19 protein-coding genes are annotated in these 20,294 nt (G+C 66.5%); 11 read left to right on the top strand and 8 right to left on the bottom strand.

What is annotated here, in order from left to right; genetic code table 11:
• Positions 1 to 52: 52 nt before the first annotated feature.
• A complete protein-coding gene (locus QRO93_RS05935) occupies positions 53 to 2,083 on the bottom strand; it encodes a M3 family metallopeptidase (RefSeq protein ID WP_180879362.1) in 2,031 nt (676 codons plus the stop codon).
• A gap of 170 nt (positions 2,084 to 2,253) precedes the next feature.
• Between QRO93_RS05935 and QRO93_RS05930 the strand changes: the two genes are divergently transcribed.
• Positions 2,254 to 2,658 (top strand): hypothetical protein, encoded by a 405-nt coding sequence (locus tag QRO93_RS05930; protein WP_006471153.1) that lies wholly within the window; start codon positions 2,254 to 2,256, stop codon positions 2,656 to 2,658.
• A gap of 69 nt (positions 2,659 to 2,727) precedes the next feature.
• Here the strand turns inward: QRO93_RS05930 and QRO93_RS05925 are convergent, their stop codons facing one another.
• On the bottom strand, positions 2,728 to 3,840 hold the full coding sequence (locus QRO93_RS05925) for a PLP-dependent cysteine synthase family protein (RefSeq protein ID WP_285304000.1): 1,113 nt from the start codon (positions 3,838 to 3,840) through the stop codon (positions 2,728 to 2,730).
• Positions 3,841 to 3,966: 126 nt separating this feature from the next.
• Between QRO93_RS05925 and gloA the strand changes: the two genes are divergently transcribed.
• Together gloA and QRO93_RS05915 are read left to right on the top strand one after the other, a co-directional pair.
• Positions 3,967 to 4,482 carry a lactoylglutathione lyase gene (gene gloA / locus QRO93_RS05920; protein ID WP_164086598.1) on the top strand — a complete coding sequence of 172 codons (516 nt, stop codon included), beginning with the start codon at positions 3,967 to 3,969 and terminating at the stop codon, positions 4,480 to 4,482.
• A gap of 91 nt (positions 4,483 to 4,573) precedes the next feature.
• Positions 4,574 to 5,002 (top strand): VOC family protein, encoded by a 429-nt coding sequence (locus QRO93_RS05915; protein WP_180879360.1) that lies wholly within the window; start codon positions 4,574 to 4,576, stop codon positions 5,000 to 5,002.
• A 67-nt stretch (positions 5,003 to 5,069) separates the two neighbouring features.
• Here QRO93_RS05915 and QRO93_RS05910 read toward each other — a convergent pair whose 3' ends face one another.
• Together QRO93_RS05910 and glmS are read right to left on the bottom strand one after the other, a co-directional pair.
• A complete protein-coding gene (locus QRO93_RS05910) occupies positions 5,070 to 5,501 on the bottom strand; it encodes a CBS domain-containing protein (RefSeq protein WP_053450852.1) in 432 nt (143 codons plus the stop codon).
• Positions 5,502 to 5,948: 447 nt separating this feature from the next.
• Positions 5,949 to 7,787: a glutamine--fructose-6-phosphate transaminase (isomerizing) gene (gene glmS, locus QRO93_RS05905; RefSeq protein ID WP_053450853.1), complete on the bottom strand. Its 1,839-nt coding sequence runs from the start codon at positions 7,785 to 7,787 to the stop codon at positions 5,949 to 5,951.
• 203 nt (positions 7,788 to 7,990) lie between these two features.
• Between glmS and QRO93_RS05900 the strand changes: the two genes are divergently transcribed.
• The 7 genes from QRO93_RS05900 (at position 7,991) to QRO93_RS05870 (ending at position 15,775) form a co-directional block, all read left to right on the top strand.
• A complete protein-coding gene (locus tag QRO93_RS05900; RefSeq protein WP_180879358.1) occupies positions 7,991 to 9,268 on the top strand; it encodes an efflux RND transporter periplasmic adaptor subunit in 1,278 nt (425 codons plus the stop codon).
• 35 nt (positions 9,269 to 9,303) lie between these two features.
• Complete coding sequence (locus QRO93_RS05895) at positions 9,304 to 10,029, top strand: ABC transporter ATP-binding protein (RefSeq protein WP_049429240.1); 726 nt, start codon at positions 9,304 to 9,306, stop codon at positions 10,027 to 10,029.
• Positions 10,030 to 10,039: 10 nt separating this feature from the next.
• Complete coding sequence (locus tag QRO93_RS05890; RefSeq protein WP_180879356.1) at positions 10,040 to 11,338, top strand: ABC transporter permease; 1,299 nt, start codon at positions 10,040 to 10,042, stop codon at positions 11,336 to 11,338.
• A 20-nt stretch (positions 11,339 to 11,358) separates the two neighbouring features.
• Positions 11,359 to 12,576: an ABC transporter permease gene (locus QRO93_RS05885; protein WP_053450856.1), complete on the top strand. Its 1,218-nt coding sequence runs from the start codon at positions 11,359 to 11,361 to the stop codon at positions 12,574 to 12,576.
• Position 12,577: 1 nt separating this feature from the next.
• Positions 12,578 to 12,958 carry a PDZ domain-containing protein gene (locus tag QRO93_RS05880; RefSeq protein ID WP_053509689.1) on the top strand — a complete coding sequence of 127 codons (381 nt, stop codon included), beginning with the start codon at positions 12,578 to 12,580 and terminating at the stop codon, positions 12,956 to 12,958.
• A 121-nt stretch (positions 12,959 to 13,079) separates the two neighbouring features.
• On the top strand, positions 13,080 to 14,426 hold the full coding sequence (locus QRO93_RS05875; RefSeq protein WP_180879354.1) for a sigma-54 dependent transcriptional regulator: 1,347 nt from the start codon (positions 13,080 to 13,082) through the stop codon (positions 14,424 to 14,426).
• Positions 14,423 to 15,775, top strand: coding sequence for a PAS domain-containing sensor histidine kinase (locus QRO93_RS05870; protein WP_053450858.1), 1,353 nt, complete (start codon positions 14,423 to 14,425; stop codon positions 15,773 to 15,775). The genes QRO93_RS05875 and QRO93_RS05870 overlap by 4 nt, the downstream gene beginning before the upstream one ends.
• A 56-nt stretch (positions 15,776 to 15,831) precedes the next feature.
• On the opposite strand, the gene QRO93_RS05865 is transcribed toward QRO93_RS05870, so the two are convergent.
• The gene (locus QRO93_RS05865) at positions 15,832 to 16,365 is read right to left on the bottom strand and encodes a GNAT family N-acetyltransferase (protein WP_180879352.1); all 534 of its coding nucleotides are present in this window, start codon (positions 16,363 to 16,365) and stop codon (positions 15,832 to 15,834) included.
• A complete protein-coding gene (gene glmU, locus QRO93_RS05860; protein ID WP_180879350.1) occupies positions 16,334 to 17,701 on the bottom strand; it encodes a bifunctional UDP-N-acetylglucosamine diphosphorylase/glucosamine-1-phosphate N-acetyltransferase GlmU in 1,368 nt (455 codons plus the stop codon). The genes QRO93_RS05865 and glmU overlap by 32 nt, the downstream gene beginning before the upstream one ends.
• 83 nt (positions 17,702 to 17,784) lie before the next feature.
• Between glmU and QRO93_RS05855 the strand changes: the two genes are divergently transcribed.
• Positions 17,785 to 18,171 carry a GtrA family protein gene (locus QRO93_RS05855; protein WP_053450861.1) on the top strand — a complete coding sequence of 129 codons (387 nt, stop codon included), beginning with the start codon at positions 17,785 to 17,787 and terminating at the stop codon, positions 18,169 to 18,171.
• 176 nt (positions 18,172 to 18,347) lie between these two features.
• On the opposite strand, the gene QRO93_RS05850 is transcribed toward QRO93_RS05855, so the two are convergent.
• Together QRO93_RS05850 and atpD are read right to left on the bottom strand one after the other, a co-directional pair.
• Complete coding sequence (locus tag QRO93_RS05850) at positions 18,348 to 18,770, bottom strand: F0F1 ATP synthase subunit epsilon (protein ID WP_006471332.1); 423 nt, start codon at positions 18,768 to 18,770, stop codon at positions 18,348 to 18,350.
• Between the two features lie 113 nt (positions 18,771 to 18,883).
• Positions 18,884 to 20,290 (bottom strand): F0F1 ATP synthase subunit beta, encoded by a 1,407-nt coding sequence (gene atpD / locus QRO93_RS05845; RefSeq protein WP_006471333.1) that lies wholly within the window; start codon positions 20,288 to 20,290, stop codon positions 18,884 to 18,886.
• Positions 20,291 to 20,294 lie beyond the last annotated feature (4 nt).

Genomic DNA, 20,294 nt, shown 5'->3' with positions numbered 1-20,294 from the left:
TCCGCACTATTGCCAGAAGGTGCCAACCAAGGTTGGCACCCACCACAACGGTTTACGCCATGCCCGAATGGCGCAGCAGCGCGTCGATCTGCGGCGCGCGGCCACGGAAGGCCTTGAAGTTCTCCGCAGCCGGACGGCTGCCGCCGCGCGACAGGATTTCATCGCGGAAGCGCGCACCGGTTTCAGCCAGTGCCTGCGGTGCTTCCTCGAACGCGGCATAGGCATCGGCGCTGAGCACCTCGGCCCACTTGTAGCTGTAGTAGCCCGCCGCGTAGCCACCGGCGAAAATGTGGCTGAACTGGTGCGGGAAGCGGTTCCAGACCGGCGGATGGTTCACCGCCACGTCCGCGCGTACGCGGTCCAGCAGTGCCAGCACGCTGTCCTGCGCCGGTTCGAACTGGCTGTGCAGCAGCATGTCGAACAGGCCGAATTCCAGCTGGCGCACGGTGGCCATGCCGCTGTGGAAATTGCGCGCAGCCAGCATGCGCTCGTACAGCGCGCGCGGCAGCGGTTCGCCGCTATCGACGTGCGCGGTCATGCCCTGCAGGTGGTCCCATTCCCAGCAGAAGTTCTCCATGAACTGGCTCGGCAGTTCCACCGCATCCCACTCCACGCCATTGATGCCGGCCACGCCCAGTTCACCGATGCGGGTCAACAGCTGGTGCAGGCCATGACCCATTTCATGGAACAGCGTGGTCACTTCGTTGTGGCTGAAGGTGGCCGGCTTGCCATTGGCACCGCGACCAAAGTTGCACACCAGATGGACCAGCGGCGTCTGCACGCTGCCGTCGGCAAGCACGCGACGGTTGCGGCAATCATCCATCCACGCGCCACCGCGCTTGCCTTCGCGCGCATACAGGTCCAGGTAGAACTGGCCGACCAGCGCGCCCTGCGCATCGACCAGACGGAAGAAGCGCACATCCTCATGCCACACCGGCGCGCTGTCTTCCTGCACGCGCAGGCCGTACAGCTGCTCGATCACCGAGAACAGGCCGCCCAGTACCTTCGGTTCGGTGAAGTACTGCTTCACGTCCTGCTCGGAATAGCTGTAGCGCGCCTGCTTCAGGCGATCGGCAGCGAACGCCAGGTCCCAGGCCTGCAGGCTGTCGATGCCCAGCTGTTCACGCGCGAACTGCTCCAGCTCGGCGCGATCCTTGGCCGCGAACGGCTTGGCACGCGTGGCCAGGTCACGCAGGAAACCCAGCACCTCGGCCGGGTCCTGCGCCATCTTGGTCGCTACCGAATAATCGCCGTAGGAAGCGAAGCCGAGCAGCGCGGCCAGCTGCGCACGCAGGGCCAGGATGCGGTCAATGTTGCCGCTGTTGTCCAGCGCGTCGTCGCCGAATTCGGACGCACGCTGCGCACTGGCACGGTACAGGATCTCGCGCAGGTCACGGTCTTCGGCCCAGGTCTGCACCGGCAGGTAGCACGGCATCTGCAGGGTCAGCTTCCAGCCCTGCTTTCCGTCCTTTTCCGCCGCAGCGTGCGCGGCGGCCTTCACGTCCTCCGGCAGGCCGGCCAGGCGCGCTTCATCCTCGATGATCAGCGACCACGCATCGGTGGCGTCCAGCACGTTCTGCGAGAACTTCGCCGACAGTGCCGACAGTTCCTCCTTGATCTCTGCGAAGCGCTGCTGCGCCTCGGGCGCCAGCTCGGCACCACCCAGGCGGAAATCACGCAGCGTGTTGCCCAGCACCTTGCGCTGGGCCTCGTCGAAACCTGCGGCCTCCGGGCTGGCGGCCAGCGCCTGGTACTGGCGGTACAGCGCCAGGTTCTGGCCCAGCGCGCTGGCGAAGCGGGTCACCCGCGGCAGGTTGCTGTTATACGCCTCACGCAGTTCCGGGGTGTTGACCACGCCCTGCAGGTGGCCGACCAGGCCCCAGGCGCGCCACAGGCGCTCGGTGGCATCGTCCAGCGGGGCGACGAAGCTCTCCCAGCGCACCGGCTGCACCTGCTCGGCGGCGCTGACGGCCGCTTCGGCCTCGGCCAGCAGCACATCCAGCGCCGGCGCCACGTGCTCGGGGCGGATCGCCTCGAAGCGCGGCAGGCCGGAGAAATCGAGCAGGGGGTTGGCAGCAGTCACGGCAGATCTCCAGGGTACGGGCCCGGCAGGCGGGCAGCCTGGTACATATGGCGCTGGCGGGCGTGGCTGACAAGGGGGTGACGCCTGGCATTCACGTCGGCCTTACGGTCGCGGTTCGAAGCTTTGGCTGCGGGGGAGTCCGCAGCGGTACGTACCGAACGAGGCCCTACATGGAAGGTCTGGCTGCAGTTGCATCCGCCCCAGCGGCGCGGTCACTGGCGTTGTCTGCCAGCCCGGCCGAACTGACCTGGATCGCCGCGCTGTGCGATGCCGGCGACGACGCCCCGCGCCACCTGCAGCAGCTGCAGGCGGTGCTGCAGCAGGGCGGCACGTTCAATGACGCCCAGGAGTGGTACCCGTTCGAGGTGATCGAGCGCGGCGCCAGCCAGCTGCAGCTGGGCCATGAACGCGAGTTCGTGATCTGCGTGCTGCTGTGGCTGCAGGCCCTGGCCCAGGGCCGCGCCAGCACGCTGGACCCCAGCCTGCACCTGGATGATCGCGCGATGGACATCGAGGCGCTGCCCGATGCCTTGCGTGATGCGGTGCTGGATGCGTTCACCGCGGCGGGGTACTGAGTATGTAGCGTCGAGCCATGCTCGACGGCTCTTTACCGGAGTCGAGCATGGCTCGACTCTACAAGAGCGCTACAGCGCTTCCAGGCTGCTCCACGGCAGTTCAGGCAAGCCCTGCCCGGCCACCGCTGCCGCCAGCTGCGCATCGGCGCGCTCGACATCAATGCCCTGCCGCACGTACCACGCCGGGTCGTAATAGCTTTGCGCGTAACGCTCGCCGCTGTCGCACAGGATGCTGACGATGCTGCCGTGGTGACCGGCCTCGCGCATCCACTGCGCGGCCTGCAGTACGCCGATGAAGTTGGTGCCGGTGGAACCACCGACGCGGCGGCCGAGCTGGCGGCTGACATGGCGCATCGCGGCCAGGCTCAGCGCGTCGGGCACCTTCACCATCGCATCGACACTGGTCGGGATGAAGCTCGGCTCCACCCGCGGCCGGCCAATGCCTTCCACGCGCGAACCACCGCTGCAGGTCAGGCCTCGCCAGTCCGGCTCACCGGCCACGGCAGCCTTGTAGCCATCGAAGAACACCGAGACTTCCGGGTCCGCGCACAGGATGCGGGTGTCGTGCCGGCGATAGCTGACATAGCGGCCCAGCGTCGCGGCGGTACCACCGGTACCGGGGCTGCACACGATCCATTCCGGGATCGGGCTGGGTTCCTCGGCCATCTGCTTGAAGATGGATTCGGCGATGTTGTTGTTGGCACGCCAGTCGGTGGCGCGCTCGGCGTAGGTGAACTGATCCATGAAGTGGCCGCCGGTTTCGCGGGCCAGTTTTTCCGAATCGCAGTTGAGGTCGCAGGCGCGCTCGACCAGGTGGCAGCGGCCACCATGGAATTCGATCGCCGCAATCTTCTCCGGCGAGGTGGTGGCCGGGATCACCGCGATGAACGGCAGCCCGAGCAGGCGCGCGAAATAGGCTTCGGACACCGCGGTCGAGCCGCTGGAGGCCTCGATCACCGGCCGGCCCTCGCGCAGCCAGCCATTGGCCAGCGCATACAGGAACAGCGAGCGCGCCAACCGGTGCTTCAGGCTTCCGGTGGGATGGCTCGATTCATCCTTCTGGTACAGCTCGATGCCCTCGAACCCAGGCAGCGCCAGAGGAATCAGGTGGGTATCGGCGGAACGGTTGAAATCAGCTTCGATCTTGCGGATGGCAGCAGCCACCCATTCACGCTGCGACATGGCGGGCCATCGGTATCGGGACGGAACGGTGCGATCCGACCATTGTACGTCGCGGTGCGGTCAGGTGCTGCTCGCTAGAATGGGGACATCCGGCCGGCAACGGCCCTGTCTGAAGGATCTCCCCCCATGACCATTCCCGCCCTGCGCGATGTCCCCGGCGTCGCCGCCCAGGCCCCGGCCGAGACCCGCGGCTTCGTGTTCAACCACACCATGCTGCGAGTGAAGGACATCACCGCCTCGCTGGACTTCTACACCCGCGTGCTCGGTTACCAGCTGATCGACAAGCGCGACTTCCCGGAGGCCCAGTTCAGCCTGTACTTCCTGGCCTACGTGCCGGCTGGCGCCGTGGTACCGGAAGACGACGCCCAGCGCCGCCTGTGGATGGCCGGCCTGCCGGGCGTGCTGGAACTGACCCACAACCATGGCACCGAGGCCCAGGACGGCGCGGTCTACCACGATGGCAACAGCGACCCGCGCGGCTTCGGCCACATCTGCGTATCGGTGCCGGACATCGAAGCCGCCTGCCAGCGCTTCGAGGACCTCGGCGTGACCTTCCAGAAGCGCCTGACCGACGGCCGCATGAAGAACCTGGCCTTCATCAAGGACCCGGATGGCTACTGGGTCGAGATCATCGCCAACTGACCAGAAAGGGGACGGAGGGGATTAAGCCGTTTCTGGCACTATTGGCCGGAAGCGACTTAATCCCCTCCGTCCCCTTTTTTGCGAGGTTGGTATGGAAACGATGGAACTGCACCGCGGGCGACTGATCGACCATCTGCAGCTGGTGGTGCGTGACCTGGCCGCCAGCCGCCGCTTCTACCAGGCGGTGTTCGATACGATCGGCGTGCCGATCGCCGGCGAAGGCGAAGATTACTTCTGGGCCGATGAGCTGTTCATATCCAGCGCCAGCAGCAAGGCCGCCGCTGGCCAGCTGACCGGACGCCACCACCTGGCCTTCCAGGCCCGCGACAACGCCACCGTCGATGCCTTCCACAGCGCCGCGATCGCCGCTGGCGGTACCGACAATGGCGCGCCGGGCGAACGCCCCTACCATCCGGGCTACTACGGCGCCTTCGTACTCGACCCGGACGGCAACAACATCGAAGTGGTCTATCACGGTCCGGCCCGCTACAGCGCCGATTCGGTGAAGGTCACTTTCTGATTTCACCGATGCCGTGAACGAAGAAGCCGGGCAATGCCCGGCTTCCCTGCTTCCAGCGCTGCAGCCCTCAGTGGGCGGCCATGTAGATGTCCTGAAGCACGGCCTTTTCCAGCTCCAGCTCGCCCAGCAGGTTCTTCACGATGTCGCCCAGGCTGAGGATGCCGACCAGGCGGGTGCCTTCGGTGACCATCAGATGACGGCGCCGCGAGTACGTCATCAACGACATGGCCTGCTTCAGGGTCGCTTCCGGCGCAATGCCTTCCAGGCCGGTGGTCGGCACGCTGGAAATCACCCGGCGACCGGCCTGCGGGCCGTCGTCGGCCAGGGTACGCACGATGTCCTTTTCGGAAATGATGCCGACCGGGGCATCGTCCTTCATCACCACCAGCGCAGCGATCCTGTTCGCGCTCATCTTGTGGGCAGCGGCACCGATGGTGTCTTCGGCGTCAATGGTGATGACAGCTTCTTTCTTGGATTGCAGGAGTTCGCGGACGTTCATTCTTGTTTCCTGGTGCAGGTCACTGAAGTCAAAAAAGTGTGCTCTTCCGATACGCCCCCTCCCCGGGAACAGACCTTTCAGCGCACGTCTGGCGCACGTGCCTGCCCTGGGAGATGCATCGGCAGGCGACGTACTGCAACGCGAACGAGGTGGGTTCAACCGCGCAACCCATGCCTCGGTCAGATCGATTCTACGACTGCGACCATCGGTCACTACCGGCATCGATAGGACAGTTCGTCGTGGGAACCAAGCGACGATCCAGAGAATGGCACCGCGGCTGAAACCGCCGCTGAATACAGGCGGCATTGCGCACTAAAGATTGATTGCGGCCTGCCGGCGGCGGACAGAACGACCGGCGACTGTCCCACTTGATGCGGTTACCGGCGCAAACGAAAGGGGGCCACATGGGCCCCCTTCGTGTACCGCATCCAGGCCGAGCAGCCGGCGTTACTCCACCGTCACGCTCTTGGCCAGGTTGCGCGGCTTGTCCACGTCGGTGCCACGCGCCAGTGCGGTGTGGTAGGCCAGCAGCTGCACCGGAATGGTGTGCACGATCGGGCTGAGCACGCCGGCATGGCGCGGCGTGCGGATCACGTGCACGCCTTCGGACTCGTTGAAGTTGCTGTCCTGGTCGGCGAACACGAACAGTTCGCCACCACGGGCGCGCACTTCCTGCATGTTCGACTTCACCTTCTCCAGCAGGCTGTCGTTGGGGGCGATCACCACCACCGGCATGTCCTCGTCCACCAGCGCCAGCGGGCCGTGCTTCAGCTCGCCCGCCGGATAGGCTTCGGCGTGGATGTAGGAGATTTCCTTGAGCTTGAGCGAGCCTTCCAGCGCGATCGGGTAGTGCAGGCCGCGGCCCAGGAACAGCGCGCTGCTCTTGCGCGCGAAACGCTCGGCCCATGCCGCGATCTGCGGCTCCATGTTCAGTGCGTGCTGCACGCTGCCCGGCAGGAAGCGCAGCTGCTCCAGGTAGTCCGCTTCCTGCGCCGCGTCGATGCGGCCACGCAGCTTGCCCAGCACCACGGTCAGCTGGAACAGCGCGGCCAGCTGGGTGGTGAAGGCCTTGGTCGAGGCCACGCCGATCTCGGCACCGGCGCGGGTGTAGCAGACCAGCTCGCTGGCGCGCGGGATCGCACTTTCCGGCACGTTGCAGATCGACAGCGTGTGCTTGTGGCCCAGCGACTTGGCGTACTTCAGCGCTTCCATCGTATCCAGCGTTTCGCCGGACTGGGAGATGGTGACGATCAGGTGCTTCGGATTCGCATAGGCGGCGCGGTAACGGTACTCGCTGGCAATCTCCACGCTGCACGGCAGGCCGGCGATGGCTTCGATCCAGTAGCGCGCGGTCAGGCCGGCGTAATAGCTGGTACCGCAGGCGATGATCTGCACGCCTTCGATGCCCGACAGCACCGCTTCGGCGTTCTTGCCGAACAGTTCGGCCGGGAAACCACCGGCGTCGATTGCCGCCTCGATGGTGTCGCCCAGCGCACGCGGCTGCTCGTGGATTTCCTTCTGCATGAAGTGGCGGTACGGGCCCAGTTCCAGCGAGGCCAGCGACACATCGGACAGATGCACGTCGCGCTCGACCGGCTGGTCATGCTCGTCGAAGACGCGCACACCGTCGCGGCGGATCTCGGCCGTGTCGCCTTCTTCAAGGAAAATCACCTTGCGGGTGGCCGAGATCACCGCCGAGACATCGGAGGCGACGAAGTTCTCGCCCTCGCCCAGGCCGACCAGCAGCGGGCAGCCCATGCGCGCGCAGACGAAGCGCTCCGGCTCGGCACGGCTGACCACGGCCAGTGCGTAGGCACCGGTCAGCTCCTTCACCGTGTGCTGCAGCGCCAGCAGCAGGTCGTCGCCATCCTTGAGATGATGATGGATCAGGTGCGCGATGACTTCGGTGTCGGTCTGGGATTCGAAGGTGTAGCCCAGCGCGCGCAGCCTTTCGCGCTGCTCTTCGTGGTTCTCGATGATGCCGTTGTGCACCAGCGCCACGCCCTGGCTGATATGCGGGTGCGCGTTGGCTTCGGTGACACCGCCATGGGTGGCCCAACGGGTGTGGCCGATGCCCAGCACCGCATTGAAGCCTTCAGCCTCGGCCGCCGTAGCCATTTCCGACACACGACCGGTACGGCGCACGCGGCGGACCTCCGGCCGGGCGCCCTGGTCGATCACGGCGATGCCCGAGGAATCGTAGCCGCGGTATTCAAGTCGCTTCAGGCCCTCGATCAGCACCGGCACTACGTCGCGATCGGCGATCGCACCCACGATTCCACACATGTCACGCAATTCCTTGAAGACGATCGGCGCATTCTAGCCTGCGTGCCCGGGTTCCCCCTCCTGTCCGCTTAATGAAAGTGTCCGGAAAGGTGTCCGCGGACACCCGGACACCGCGACGAGTCCGCCAAACCGTTGATCTGAAACAGAATAAAGTTGGCACGCTACGTGCTTGGTATTGGCTACCACCGCAAGGCACGCATCCGATGATCCGCGACACTTCCGCCCAGGACCAGATCGTTTCCTCCGCACCGGCCAGCGCCACCCGCGCCAACTGGCACCGCTACCGTTGGCCGGCGGCGGGCGCCCTCGTGCTGCTGGCCGGCATCGGCTGGGCCGTGCACGCCTGGTCCAATGCCAGCCGTTCCTTCGACAGCAGCCGAGTGCGCATCGCCGAAGTGAAGCGGGGTGACCTGGTCCGCGACATCGCCGCCGACGGCCGGGTGATCGCCGCCAACAGCCCGATCCTGTACGCCATCTCGGCCGGTACCGTGGACCTGAAGGTGGTCGCCGGCGACGTGGTCAAGAAGGGCCAGGAACTGGCGATCATCGACAGCCCGGAACTGCGCAGCAAGCTGGCCCAGGAACAGGCCACCCTGGCCGGCCTGGAGGCCGAGGCCAGCCGCGCCGCGCTGGACGCGACCCTGGCCCGCGCCAAGTCGCGCAAGGAAACCGACCAGGCCACCATCGAACGGCAGGCCGCCGACCGCGACCTGCAGCGCTACCAGCGTGGCTACGACGGCGGCGCGGTGCCGCAGATCGACCTGGCCAAGGCCAAGGACTCGCTGAAGAAGGCCGACATCACTCTGGCCAACGCCACCACTGATGCACGCCTGCAGAGCCAGGGCGCCGACCTGGACGCACGCAACAAGCGGCTGCTGGCCGATCGCCAGAAGGCCGTGGTGGCCGAAGTCCAGCGCCAGGTCGATGCACTGACCCTGCGCGCGCCGTTCGATGGCCAGGTCGGCCAGGTGCAGGCGATCCAGTCCACCAACCTCGCCGCCAACGCGCCGGTGCTGGGCGTGGTCGACCTGTCCAAGTTCGAAGTCGAGATCAAGGTTCCGGAGAGCTTCGCCCGTGACCTGGCGATCGGCATGCCCGCACAGCTGACCGGCGGCAACGGCCAGCCGTTCCCGGGCGAGATCAGCGCGGTGTCGCCGGAGGTGGTCAACGGCGAGGTCAACGCCCGCGTGCGCTTTGCCAGCGCGCAGCCCGAGGGCCTGCGCCAGAGCCAGCGGATGTCGGTGCGCGTGCTGCTCGATACCCGCAAAAACGTGCTGAAGGTCGAGCGTGGCCCGTTCGTCGAACAGGGCAACGGCATCGCTTACGTGATGGATGGCCGCACCGCCGTGCGCCGTCCGGTGGAACTGGGCGTCAGCAGCCTGGGCGAAGTGGAAATCAAGTCGGGTGTGCAACCGGGTGACCGCATCGTGGTCTCCGGCAGCGACCTGTTCAAGGACGCCGAACGCGTCTCCGTCAACTGATATCAGAACCCTGAATCCTGGAGAGAGGACACCCCATGTACATGCTCGAAATGCGTTCGGTCGCCAAGGTCTTCCGCACCGAACAGGTGGAAACCCACGCACTGCGCTCGCTGGAACTGCAGGTCAAGGAAGGCGAGTTCGTCGCCGTCACCGGCCCGTCCGGCTCCGGCAAGACCACCTTCCTCAACATCGCCGGTCTGCTGGAAACCTTCACCAGCGGCACCTACATGCTGGACGGGCAGGACGTGAGCACTCTGGGCGACGATGCCCGCAGCCGCCTGCGCAACCAGAAGATCGGCTTCATCTTCCAGGGCTTCAACCTGATCCCCGACCTGAACCTGTTCGACAACGTTGACGTGCCGCTGCGTTACCGAAAGATGAGCGCCAACGAGCGCCGCGAACGCATCGAGAAGGCACTGACCCAGGTCGGCCTGGGCTCACGCATGAAGCACTACCCGAATGAACTGTCCGGCGGCCAGCAGCAGCGTGCGGCGATCGCACGCGCCCTGGCCGGCAGCCCGCGCCTGCTGCTGGCCGACGAACCGACCGGCAACCTGGATACGCAGATGGCACGCGGCGTGATGGAGCTGCTGGAGGAAATCAATGCCGCCGGCACCACCATCGTGATGGTCACCCACGACCCGGAACTGGCCGCGCGCGCGCAGCGCAACGTGCACATCGTCGATGGCCAGGTGACCGACCTGGTGCGTGAGCCGGTGCTGGCCACGCCCGTGCGCCACATCGTCGCCGTCAACGAGTGAGGGCCCGACCATGTTCGCCTACTACGCCCGACTGGCGGCGCGCAGCTTCCGCCGCAACAAGGTCCTGACCGCGCTGATGGTGGTTGCCATCGCACTCGGCATCGGCGCCTCGATGACCACGCTGACCGTCTTCCACGTACTGTCCGGCGACCCGATTCCCGGCAAGAGCGACCGGCTGTTCTACGTGCAGCTCGACGCCGCGACCGGCGCCTATGTCGCCGGCGAAGAGCCGGAAACCCAGTTGACCCGCTTCGACGGTGAAGCGCTGCTGCGCGAAGCCAAGGGTGAGCGGCAGGCGCTGATGAGCGGCGGCGGTGGCACCATCGAGCCGGACAACAGCACGCTCAAGCCCTTCAGCATCGACACCCGCTGGACGTCGGCCGACTTCTTCCCGATGTTCGAGGTACCCATGCAGTACGGCCGCCCCTGGACGCGCGAGGATGACAACGCCCGCGCCCGCGTGGTGGTCATCTCCAAGGCACTCAACGACAAGCTGTTCCAGGGTGCCAACAGCGTGGGACGTGACCTGCGCATGGAAGGCCAGAGCTATCGCGTGGTCGGCGTGATGAAGGATTGGAGCCCGGAGCCGCACTTCTACGATCTGACCACGGGCAGCTACGGCAAGGACGAAGATCTGCTGCTGCCGATCTCCACTTCGTTCGACCTCAAGCTCGGCAACAACGGCAACATGAACTGCTTCGGCGAGAACCCCGACGGCAACAGCTACTCGCTCAATGCACCTTGCGCCTGGCTGCAGTACTGGGTGGAGCTGGACCCGTCCAAGGCCGCCGACTACCGCCGCTACCTGGAAAACTACTCGACCCAGCAGCGCGAGGCCGGCCGCTTCAAGCACCCGCCGAACGTGCGCCTGCGCACCGTGATGGAATGGCTGGACTTCAACGGCGCGGTGCCCAGCGACGTGCGCCTGCAGCTGTGGCTGGCACTGGGCTTCCTCGGCGTCTGCCTGGTCAACACGGTGGGCCTGCTGCTGGCCAAGTTCCTGCGCCGCAGCGGTGAGATCGGCGTGCGCCGCGCCCTGGGCGCCAGCCGTGGGCAGATCTTCCTGCAGTGCCTGGTCGAAGCCGGTGCGGTCGGCGTGGTAGGCGGCGTGCTCGGCATCGGGCTCGCCCTGCTCGGCCTGTACGCGGTGCGCCAGCAACCGGTGGACTACGCGCAGCTCGCTCATCTGGACGGCAGCATGCTGCTGCTCGCACTGGGCCTGACCCTGTTCGCCAGCCTTGCCGCCGGCTTCCTGCCGGCCTGGCGCGCGATGCAGGTCACCCCGGCCATCCAGCTCAAGTCGCAGTAAGCACGAAAACGAGGACTCCCATGGACATCCGCCCCATCCTCAGCACCCTGCGCCGGCACAAGACCGCTGCCGCCCTGATCGTGCTGGAAGTCGCACTGACCTGCGCCATCGTCTGCAACGCACTGTTCCTGGTCAGCCAGCGCGTCGACAAGATCAGCATGCCCAGCGGCATCGCCGAGAACGAACTGGTGATGCTGCGTGTCAGTGGCATCGGCGAGCAGACCAATGCCATGGCGCGCACCCGCGAAGACCTGGCGGCACTGCGCGCGATTCCCGGCGTCACCAGTGCCACCATCATCAACCAGGTGCCGTTCCGCAACGGCTCGTCCAGCAGCAGCATCTCCCGCGAGGTCGACCAGGAGCGCCCGACCACGAATGCGTCGATGTACACCCTGTCCGAAGGCGGGCTGGGCACGATGGGGATCAACCTCATCGCGGGCCGCGATTTCCTTCCCGGCGAGTACATCGAGTTCAAGGAAGCCTCCAAGGGCGGTGCCAAGCAGAAGGCCGTCCCGGTGATCCTCACCCAGAGCACCGCCGCGAAGATGGAGCCCAACGGCAGCGCGCTGGGCAAGACCTACTACATGGGCAAGCAACCCTTGAACGTGGTCGGTATCGTCGACACGCTCAGCACGCCCAATGGCTGGAACGACAACTGGACCAATTCGATGCTGCTGCCGCTGCAGCGGTCCTTCGATGAAGGCGGCACGTACGTGCTGCGGACCGATCCGGCACGGCGCCAGGAAGTACTCGATGCTGCGGCCGCGGCGCTGGAACGCATCGACCCCAACCGGCTGATGCGCGACAAGCTGACCTATGAGGACCAGCGCAAGGACTTCTTCAAGAACGACCGGGCAATGGTCGGCCTGCTGATCACCGTCAGCATCTCGCTGCTGGTGGTCACCGCGCTGGGCATCATCGGCCTGGCCAGCTTCTGGGTGCAGCAGCGCAGCAAGCAGATCGGCATCCGCCGCGCGCTCGGCGCTACCCGCGGGCAGATCCTGCGCTACTTCCAGACCGAGAACTTCCTGCTGGCCACACTGGGCATCGTGCTGGGCATGCTGGCGGCCTACGCCATCAACCTCGCCCTGATGAACATGTACGAGCTGCCGCGCATGCCGCTGTATTACCTGCCACTGGGTGCGCTGCTGCTGTGGGCACTGGGCCAGATCGCGGTGTTCGGGCCGGCCCGGCGTGCCGCAGCGGTACCGCCGGCGGTTGCCACCCGGGGCGCCTGAGATGCGCGCCTGCTGGCTGCTGCTGATGCTGCTTCCATCCCTGCCGGCCCTGGCCGGCAGCAGCAGCGCGCAGACGCTGGAGTGGCGCCAGCAGGATGCACGGCTGGCGCTGCGCTCGACCGAAGGCCAGGTGCGGGTCGAAGCCGCTGCCCCCGAAGCCCGCTTCGGCGTGCGCAGCGGTGACCGCATCCTGCGCGTGGATGACACCGCCGTGCGCAGGATCGAGCATCTGACCGAAGCCCTGCGCCACTCCACCGCCCCCACCGCCTACCTGTTGCTGCGCCGCGACAGGCGCGAACTGACCGTGCCGGTGAATGCGGCTGCCTGGCGCCTGGCACTGGTTGCTCCGGTGCCGCCGCCACCGCCTCCTCCGCCGCGGTAAGCCCGGACCGCGCCTGCGGCCACGGGTTTGGCTATGCTTGATGGGTGGCGCCGGGCTCTCCCGGCGTGTGGACACGAACGGCTCCAACGGCGCCGCCCATCCCTTTCTGCAGAACCGCTTGATGCCTTCGATCCTGATCATCGACGACAACGCCAGCGTGGGTACCGCGCTGGACGTGCTGTTCTCCCTGCACGACATCGACACCCTGCAGGCACAGAGCCCGACCGAGGGCCTGGCACTGCTCGAGTCGCAGCCGGTCGACCTGGTGATCCAGGACATGAACTTCAGCGAGGACACCACGTCCGGGGAAGAAGGCGAGGCCCTGTTCGCGCAGATCCGCGAACGCCACCCTGACCTGCCGGTGATCCTGCTCACGGCCTGGACCCATCTGAGCAGCGCGGTGGACCTGGTCAAGGCCGGTGCCGCCGACTACCTGGCCAAGCCGTGGGACGACCGCAAGCTGCTGACCACGGTCAACAACCTGCTGGAGTTGTCCGAGGCGCGTCGCGAACTGGACCGGCGTCGCAGCCGTGAACTGCGCCAGCGCAACGCACTGGAAGAGAAGTACGACCTGTGCGGCGCCGTGTTCGCCGACCCGGCCAGCGAGCGTGTCATCGCCCTGGCCTGCCAGGTCGCGCGCTCGGAGCTACCGGTGCTGATCACCGGCCCCAACGGCGCAGGCAAGGAGAAGATCGCGCAGATCATCCAGGCCAATTCGCTGGTGGCCAAGGGGCCGTTCATCACGGTCAACTGCGGCGCGCTGCCGTCGGAACTGATCGAAGCGGAACTGTTCGGCGCCGAGGCCGGTGCCTACACCGGCGCCAACAAGGCACGCGAAGGAAAATTCGAAGCAGCCGACGGTGGCACCCTGTTCCTTGACGAGATCGGCAACCTGTCGCTGGGCGGGCAGATGAAGCTGCTGCGCGTGCTGGAAACCGGCCGCTTCGAGCGCCTGGGCTCCAACCGCGAGCGCCAGGTCAAGGTGCGCGTGGTCAGTGCGACCAATGCCGACCTTCCGGCCATGATCCGCGACGGCACCTTCCGCGAAGATCTCTATTACCGCCTCAACACGGTGGAACTGGTGCTGCCGCCACTGGCCGAACGCCCGGGCGACATCGTGCCCCTGGCCGAGCGCTTCCTGGCCTCCGACAAGCCACTGTCCAGTGCCGCGGCCACGGCGCTGCAGCGGCATCCGTGGCCCGGCAATGTGCGTGAACTGCGCAATGTGATCCAGCGCGCCCAGCTGCTGGCCACCGGCAGCCGCATCGAAGTGGCTGACCTCAACCTGCCGCGCACTGCGGCGGCACCGCGCCCGGCACCGGGTGCCGGCAATGATCCTGATCGCGCGCGCATCGAGGATGTGCTGGCACGCAACCATGGCGTGATCGCGCAGGCCGCGGCCGAGCTCGGGCTCAGCCGCCAGGCGCTGTACCGGCGCATGGACCGCCACGGCATTCCGCGCGAATGAAGCGGCGCTCGTTCACCTTCCGCCTGTTCCTGCGCCTGCTGCCGGTGCTGGCGCTGGCTGCCGCGTTGCCGTGGCTGCTGGCGTACTGGATGGATCACGGCTGGGTGATCACCACGGTATCGACGCTGGTCCTGCTGTCGCTGATGTGGTGGACCCTGCGCCGCGCGACCGCACCGGTGCGCTCGCTGATGCGCGCGCTCTCCGGCACCACCAGCAGCTACCGCGATGGTGAGTACAACTTCGGCGTGCACTGGCCGGGCAATGATGAGCTGGGCGACCTGGTGCAGGCGCACCGCGAGCTGGGCGATGTGCTGCGTGCGCAGCGGCAAGGGCTGGTGCAGCGCGAACTGCTGCTCGACACCATGGTGCAGAACACGCCGGTGGCAATGCTGCTGATCGCGTCCGGCGGCGATGGCATCGCCCGCGTGGTGTTCTCCAACCTGGCCGCGCGCAAGCTGCTGCACGGCGGCTGGAAGCTGGAAGGCCAGCGCCTGGAGGATGTGCTGGAGCAGGTGCCGGTGGAGCTGCGCGACGCGATCGCCCGCGGCGGCGACAGCCTGTTCGCGGTGCATGCCGAAGGCGAGGACGGCGACGAGGAAGACGAGCAGGTCTACCACCTCTCACGCCGCGCGTTCCAGCTCAACGGCCGCCCGCACGACCTGCTGCTGGTACGCCTGCTGACCGCCGAACTGCGCCGCCAGGAGGTGCAGACCTGGAAGAAGGTGATCCGGGTGATCAGCCACGAGCTCAACAATTCGCTGGCGCCGATCGCTTCGCTGGCACATTCCGGCGGCGTGCTGGTGCAGCGCGAACGCTTCGACCGGCTGCCGGAAATCTTCACCACCATCGAAGACCGTGCGCGCCACCTGGAGGGCTTCATCCGTGGCTATGCGCGCTTTGCCAAGCTGCCCCAGCCACAGCTGCAGACCGTGCACTGGGCGCCGTTCCTGTCCAGCCTGCGCCAGCAGATTCCGTTCACCATGGAGCGCGAGCCGGACGAGGCGCTGAGCAGCCGCATCGACATCGCGCAGTTCGGGCAGGCACTGTTGAACCTGCTGAAGAACGCGCACGAAGCCTGCGCGGAAGCCGATCCGCCCAACGATGACGTGCAGGTGCAGCTGACACGGCTGCCGCAATGGCTGCGCCTGGACGTGCTGGACCGCGGCAAGGGCATGAACGAGCAGGTACTGCAGAACGCGCTGATGCCGTTCTATTCGACCAAGCGCAATGGCACCGGATTGGGGCTGGCGCTGACCCGCGAGATCGTGGAGGCGCATGGCGGGCGGGTGTCGCTGCAGAATCGCGGCGATGGCGGGTTGTGCGTGTCGATCCTGCTGCCGGCGGGTTGAGTGGATCGATGGGGTGGATCCACGCCATGCGTGGATGTGCCGACCGAGGTCGGCCCCTACCAGACCCGTCGCATCGCCACCCGCAGGTGCATCGGAAACCCGAGCGCAGCCTCTTCGGCCATGACGGTGCGCAGGCCGTAGTTCCACTGCGCCTCAGGCACTACGTCGAACCCTTCGCTGGCATAGAAAGCTGCATTCCACGGCACGTCGCTCAAGGTGGTCAGCACCGCTGCAGCAAAGCCGGAGGCCCTGGCCTGCGCCAATGCATGCCGCAGCAACGCACGGCCATGGCCGCGACGCGCATGCACCGGGTCGACGTCCATCTGCAGCACATGGAATTCACCGCACAGCTCGCCCGCCAGCAGGTAACCGGCAATGCCGCCCCCGGCGGCATCCACGACCCATAGCTGACCACGCTGACGGCCATCGCGCAGTGTCGGCAGATCCAGCCCATGACCCGCGAACACGGGATAGGCCTCGTGGCCCTTCAACACCTCGCCGGCGCGCTGCTCGATGCCCGGCAGCACACCGAGTTCACCGGCGTGCGGAACGCGGGGCTCAGGACTTCTTGAGCGGGCGCTTCCAGCCATCGATGGTTTCCTGCCGTGCGCGTGCCAGGGTCAGCTTGCCATCCGGCGCGTTGCGGGTGATGACCGAACCGGCGGCGATGGTTGCGCTTTCGCCGATGGTCACCGGTGCCACCAGCGAGCTGTTGGAACCGATGAACGCGTTGTCGCCGATGGTGGTGGTCGACTTGTTCACGCCGTCGTAGTTGCAGGTGATGGTGCCGGCACCGATGTTCACCTTGCTGCCGATGACCGCGTCGCCCAGATAGGTCAAATGGTTGGCCTTGCTGCCGACGCCGAGGGTGACCTTCTTGGTTTCGACGAAGTTGCCGACGTGCACGCCATCGGCCAGCACGGTACCTGGGCGCAGGCGCGCGAACGGGCCGACCAGCGCAGCGCCCTCGGTGACCACGCCTTCCAGATCGCAGTGTGCGCGCACTTCCGTGCCCGGCCCGAGATTGACGTCCTTCAGACGGTTGAACGGGCCAACGGTGACGCCATCGCCGAGCACGATGTTGCCTTCCAGCACGACGTCGACGTCGATCAGCACATCGCTGCCGACGGTAACGGTACCGCGGATATCCAGCCGCGCCGGATCTCGCACGCGCGCCCCCTGCGCGCACAGCGCACGCACCGCGCGCCGCTGCCAGGCCCGCTCCAGCTGCGACAGCTGCCAGGGATCGTTCGCGCCTTCGGCCTCCTGCGCGTCGGCGACCAGCGCCATCTCGGCCGGCGTGTACTCGTGGGCAGCAAAGGCGAAGACATCCGTCAGGTAGTACTCACCCTGTGCATTGCTGTTGGAAAGCTGCGACAGCCAGCGGCGCAGTGCGGTCGACTCGGCCGCGATGATGCCGGTATTGATCGTGCGTACGCGCAGTTGATCGTCAGTGGCATCCTTCTGCTCGACGATCGAGCCCACCTTGCCCTCGGCATCGCGCAGCACGCGGCCGTAGCCGGTGGGGTCGTCGACCTCGGCGACCAGCACCGCCAGGCGGCCCGGCTGCGCCAGCAGGTCACGCAGGGTCTGCGCGCGGATCAGCGGCACGTCGCCGTACAGCACCAGCACCTGTGCAGCATCGGGCACCTGCGGCATTGCCTGCGCCACCGCATGGCCCGTGCCGAGCTGCTGGGCCTGCTCGGCCCACTGCAGGTCAGGCTGGCCCGCAAAGTGCTGCCGCACCGCTTCACCACCATGACCGTAGACCACGTGGATGGCGGCAGGCTGCAGCTCGCGTGCCGCGGCAATCACATGTGCCAGCATCGGCTCGCCGGCGATAGGCTGCAGCACTTTCGGCAGCACCGATTTCATGCGCTTGCCCGCGCCGGCGGCGAGGATGATGACGTGCAGGGGTTGGGTCATGGCAACGGCAATCTGTGGTTCGTTGCCGATGATTCTAGTGCGTGGGCCGCTAACATGGGGGCCTGCCCGTCCTCACGCCAACCATGAGCCTGCTCCGCCAGGGAAGCGCCTACCTCGTCATCGGCGCACTGCAGCTGCTGCTCGACTGGGCGGTGTTCGTGCTGGCCACGGCGGCGGGCGTGCCCGTGGTACCGGGCAACCTGGCCGGGCGACTGGCCGGCATGCTGCTGGGTTTCTGGTTGAACGGGCGGATCACCTTCGCCACGGCCGATGGCCAGCAACGGCTGGGCTGGCGCCGCTTCGCGCGCTTCCTGCCACTGTGGCTGCTGCTCACCACGGCCAGCACGCTGCTGGTATCTGCCGCGGATCATGCGCTGGGCCTGCAGTACGCCTGGCTGGCCAAGCCGCTGGTGGAAGGCGGGCTGGCCGCTGTCTCGTTCCTGCTGATGCGCTACGTGGTGTATCGCTGATACGAGGTGGGGATCCGGATCGGTAGAGTCGACTGTCAGTCGACTGCCTTTCGATCAGGCCGCGAAAAACCCGCGCTGCGCGCGATAGTCGAGCAACGGTCGACTCTACCCAGTGCGGTCGGCACCAACAAAAACGCCGGCACAAGGCCGGCGTTCTCGTGGGTGCAGCGTGAACCTCAGTGCTTGAGGGTCTTGCGCAGGCGCTCCAGCGCCTGCAGCTGCACCACGGCCTCGGCCAGCTTCTGCTGGGCTTCGGCAATTTCCATGGCTTCACCACGGTTGGCCAGGATGCGCTCGGCTTCTTCCTTGGCCTTGCGGACCGAGGCTTCGTCGATGTCCTGTGCGCGGATCGCGGTGTCGGCCAGCACGGTCACCACCTGCGGCTGCACTTCCAGGATGCCGCCGGAAATGGCGAAATCCAGCTGCTCGCCGTTCGGCGTGGTCACCACCACCTTGCCTGGCTTCAGGCGGGTGATCAGCGGCGCGTGCTTGGGCGCGATGCCCAGTTCGCCCAGCTCACCGGTGGCCACGACCAGGGTCGCTTCGCCACGGAAGATTTCCTGCTCGGCGCTGACGATGTCGCAACGGATCGTGCTCATGCAAATCTCTTCGCTGTTCGCGGCGGCGCAATGCCACCGTGGGAGTCCACCGGTGCGGGCGATTGCCCGGCACCGGCGTCAGGTCGGGCAGGATCGCTCCCGCCCGTCCCGGATCAGGCCTTCTCGGCCATCTTCTTGGCCTTCTCGACCGCTTCTTCGATGCCGCCGACCATGTAGAACGCCTGCTCCGGCAGGTGGTCGTACTCGCCATCGACGATGGCCTTGAAGCCACGGATGGTGTCCTTCAACGGCACGTACTTGCCCGGCGAACCGGTGAACACTTCGGCCACGTGGAACGGCTGGCTGAAGAAGCGCTCGATCTTGCGGGCGCGCGACACGGCCTGCTTGTCTTCTTCGGACAGTTCGTCCATGCCCAGGATGGCGATGATGTCCTTCAGTTCCTTGTACTTCTGCAGGGTCTGCTGGACGCGCTGGGCGGTGTCGTAGTGCTCGTGGCCGATGACCAGCGGGTCCATCTGGCGGCTGGTGGAGTCCAGCGGATCGACGGCCGGGTAGATACCCAGCGAGGCGATCGAACGCGACAGGGTGACGGTCGAGTCCAGGTGGGCGAAGGTGGTCGCCGGCGACGGGTCGGTCAGGTCGTCCGCGGGAACGTAGACGGCCTGGATCGAGGTGATCGAACCGTTCTTGGTCGAGGTGATGCGTTCCTGCAGGACGCCCATTTCCTCGGCCAGGGTCGGCTGGTAACCCACGGCCGACGGCATACGGCCCAGCAGTGCCGACACTTCGGTACCGGCCAGGGTGTAGCGGTAGATGTTGTCGACGAACAGCAGGACGTCCTTGCCCTTGCCGTTTTCGTCCTTCTCGTCGCGGAAGTACTCGGCCATGGTCAGGCCGGTCAGGGCGACGCGCAGACGGTTGCCCGGCGGCTCGTTCATCTGGCCGTACACCATCGCCACCTTGTCGAGGACGTTGGAGTCCTTCATTTCGTGGTAGAAGTCGTTGCCCTCACGGGTACGCTCACCCACGCCGGCGAACACGGACAGACCGCTGTGCGCCTTGGCGATGTTGTTGATCAGCTCCATCATGTTGACGGTCTTGCCGACGCCGGCGCCGCCGAACAGGCCGACCTTGCCGCCCTTGGCGAACGGGCACATCAGGTCGATGACCTTGATGCCGGTTTCCAGCAGTTCGGTGGCCGGGGACTGGTCTTCGTACGACGGGGCCGCACGGTGGATTTCCCAGCTGTCGCTGGCGGCCACCGGGCCGGCTTCGTCGATCGGACGGCCGAGCACGTCCATGATGCGGCCCAGGGTGCCAGCACCGACCGGCACGGAGATGCCGCGGTTGGTGTTGGTGGCGATCAGGTTGCGCTTCAGGCCATCGGTGGAACCGAGGGCGATGGTGCGCACCACGCCGTCGCCCAGCTGCTGCTGGACTTCAAGGGTGATTTCGGTGTTGTCGACCTTCAGTGCGTCGTACACCTTCGGCACCGACTCACGCGGGAATTCGACGTCGACGACCGCGCCGATGATCTGAACGATCTTGCCCTGACTCATTGCT

Origin of the sequence: Stenotrophomonas maltophilia group sp. Smal17 (assembly GCF_030237045.1) — a bacterium.
GTDB classification, from domain to species: domain Bacteria; phylum Pseudomonadota; class Gammaproteobacteria; order Xanthomonadales; family Xanthomonadaceae; genus Stenotrophomonas; species Stenotrophomonas forensis.
The sequence above is the reverse complement of the archived record's forward strand: the minus strand, read 5'-3'. Positions and strand labels throughout refer to the sequence as shown.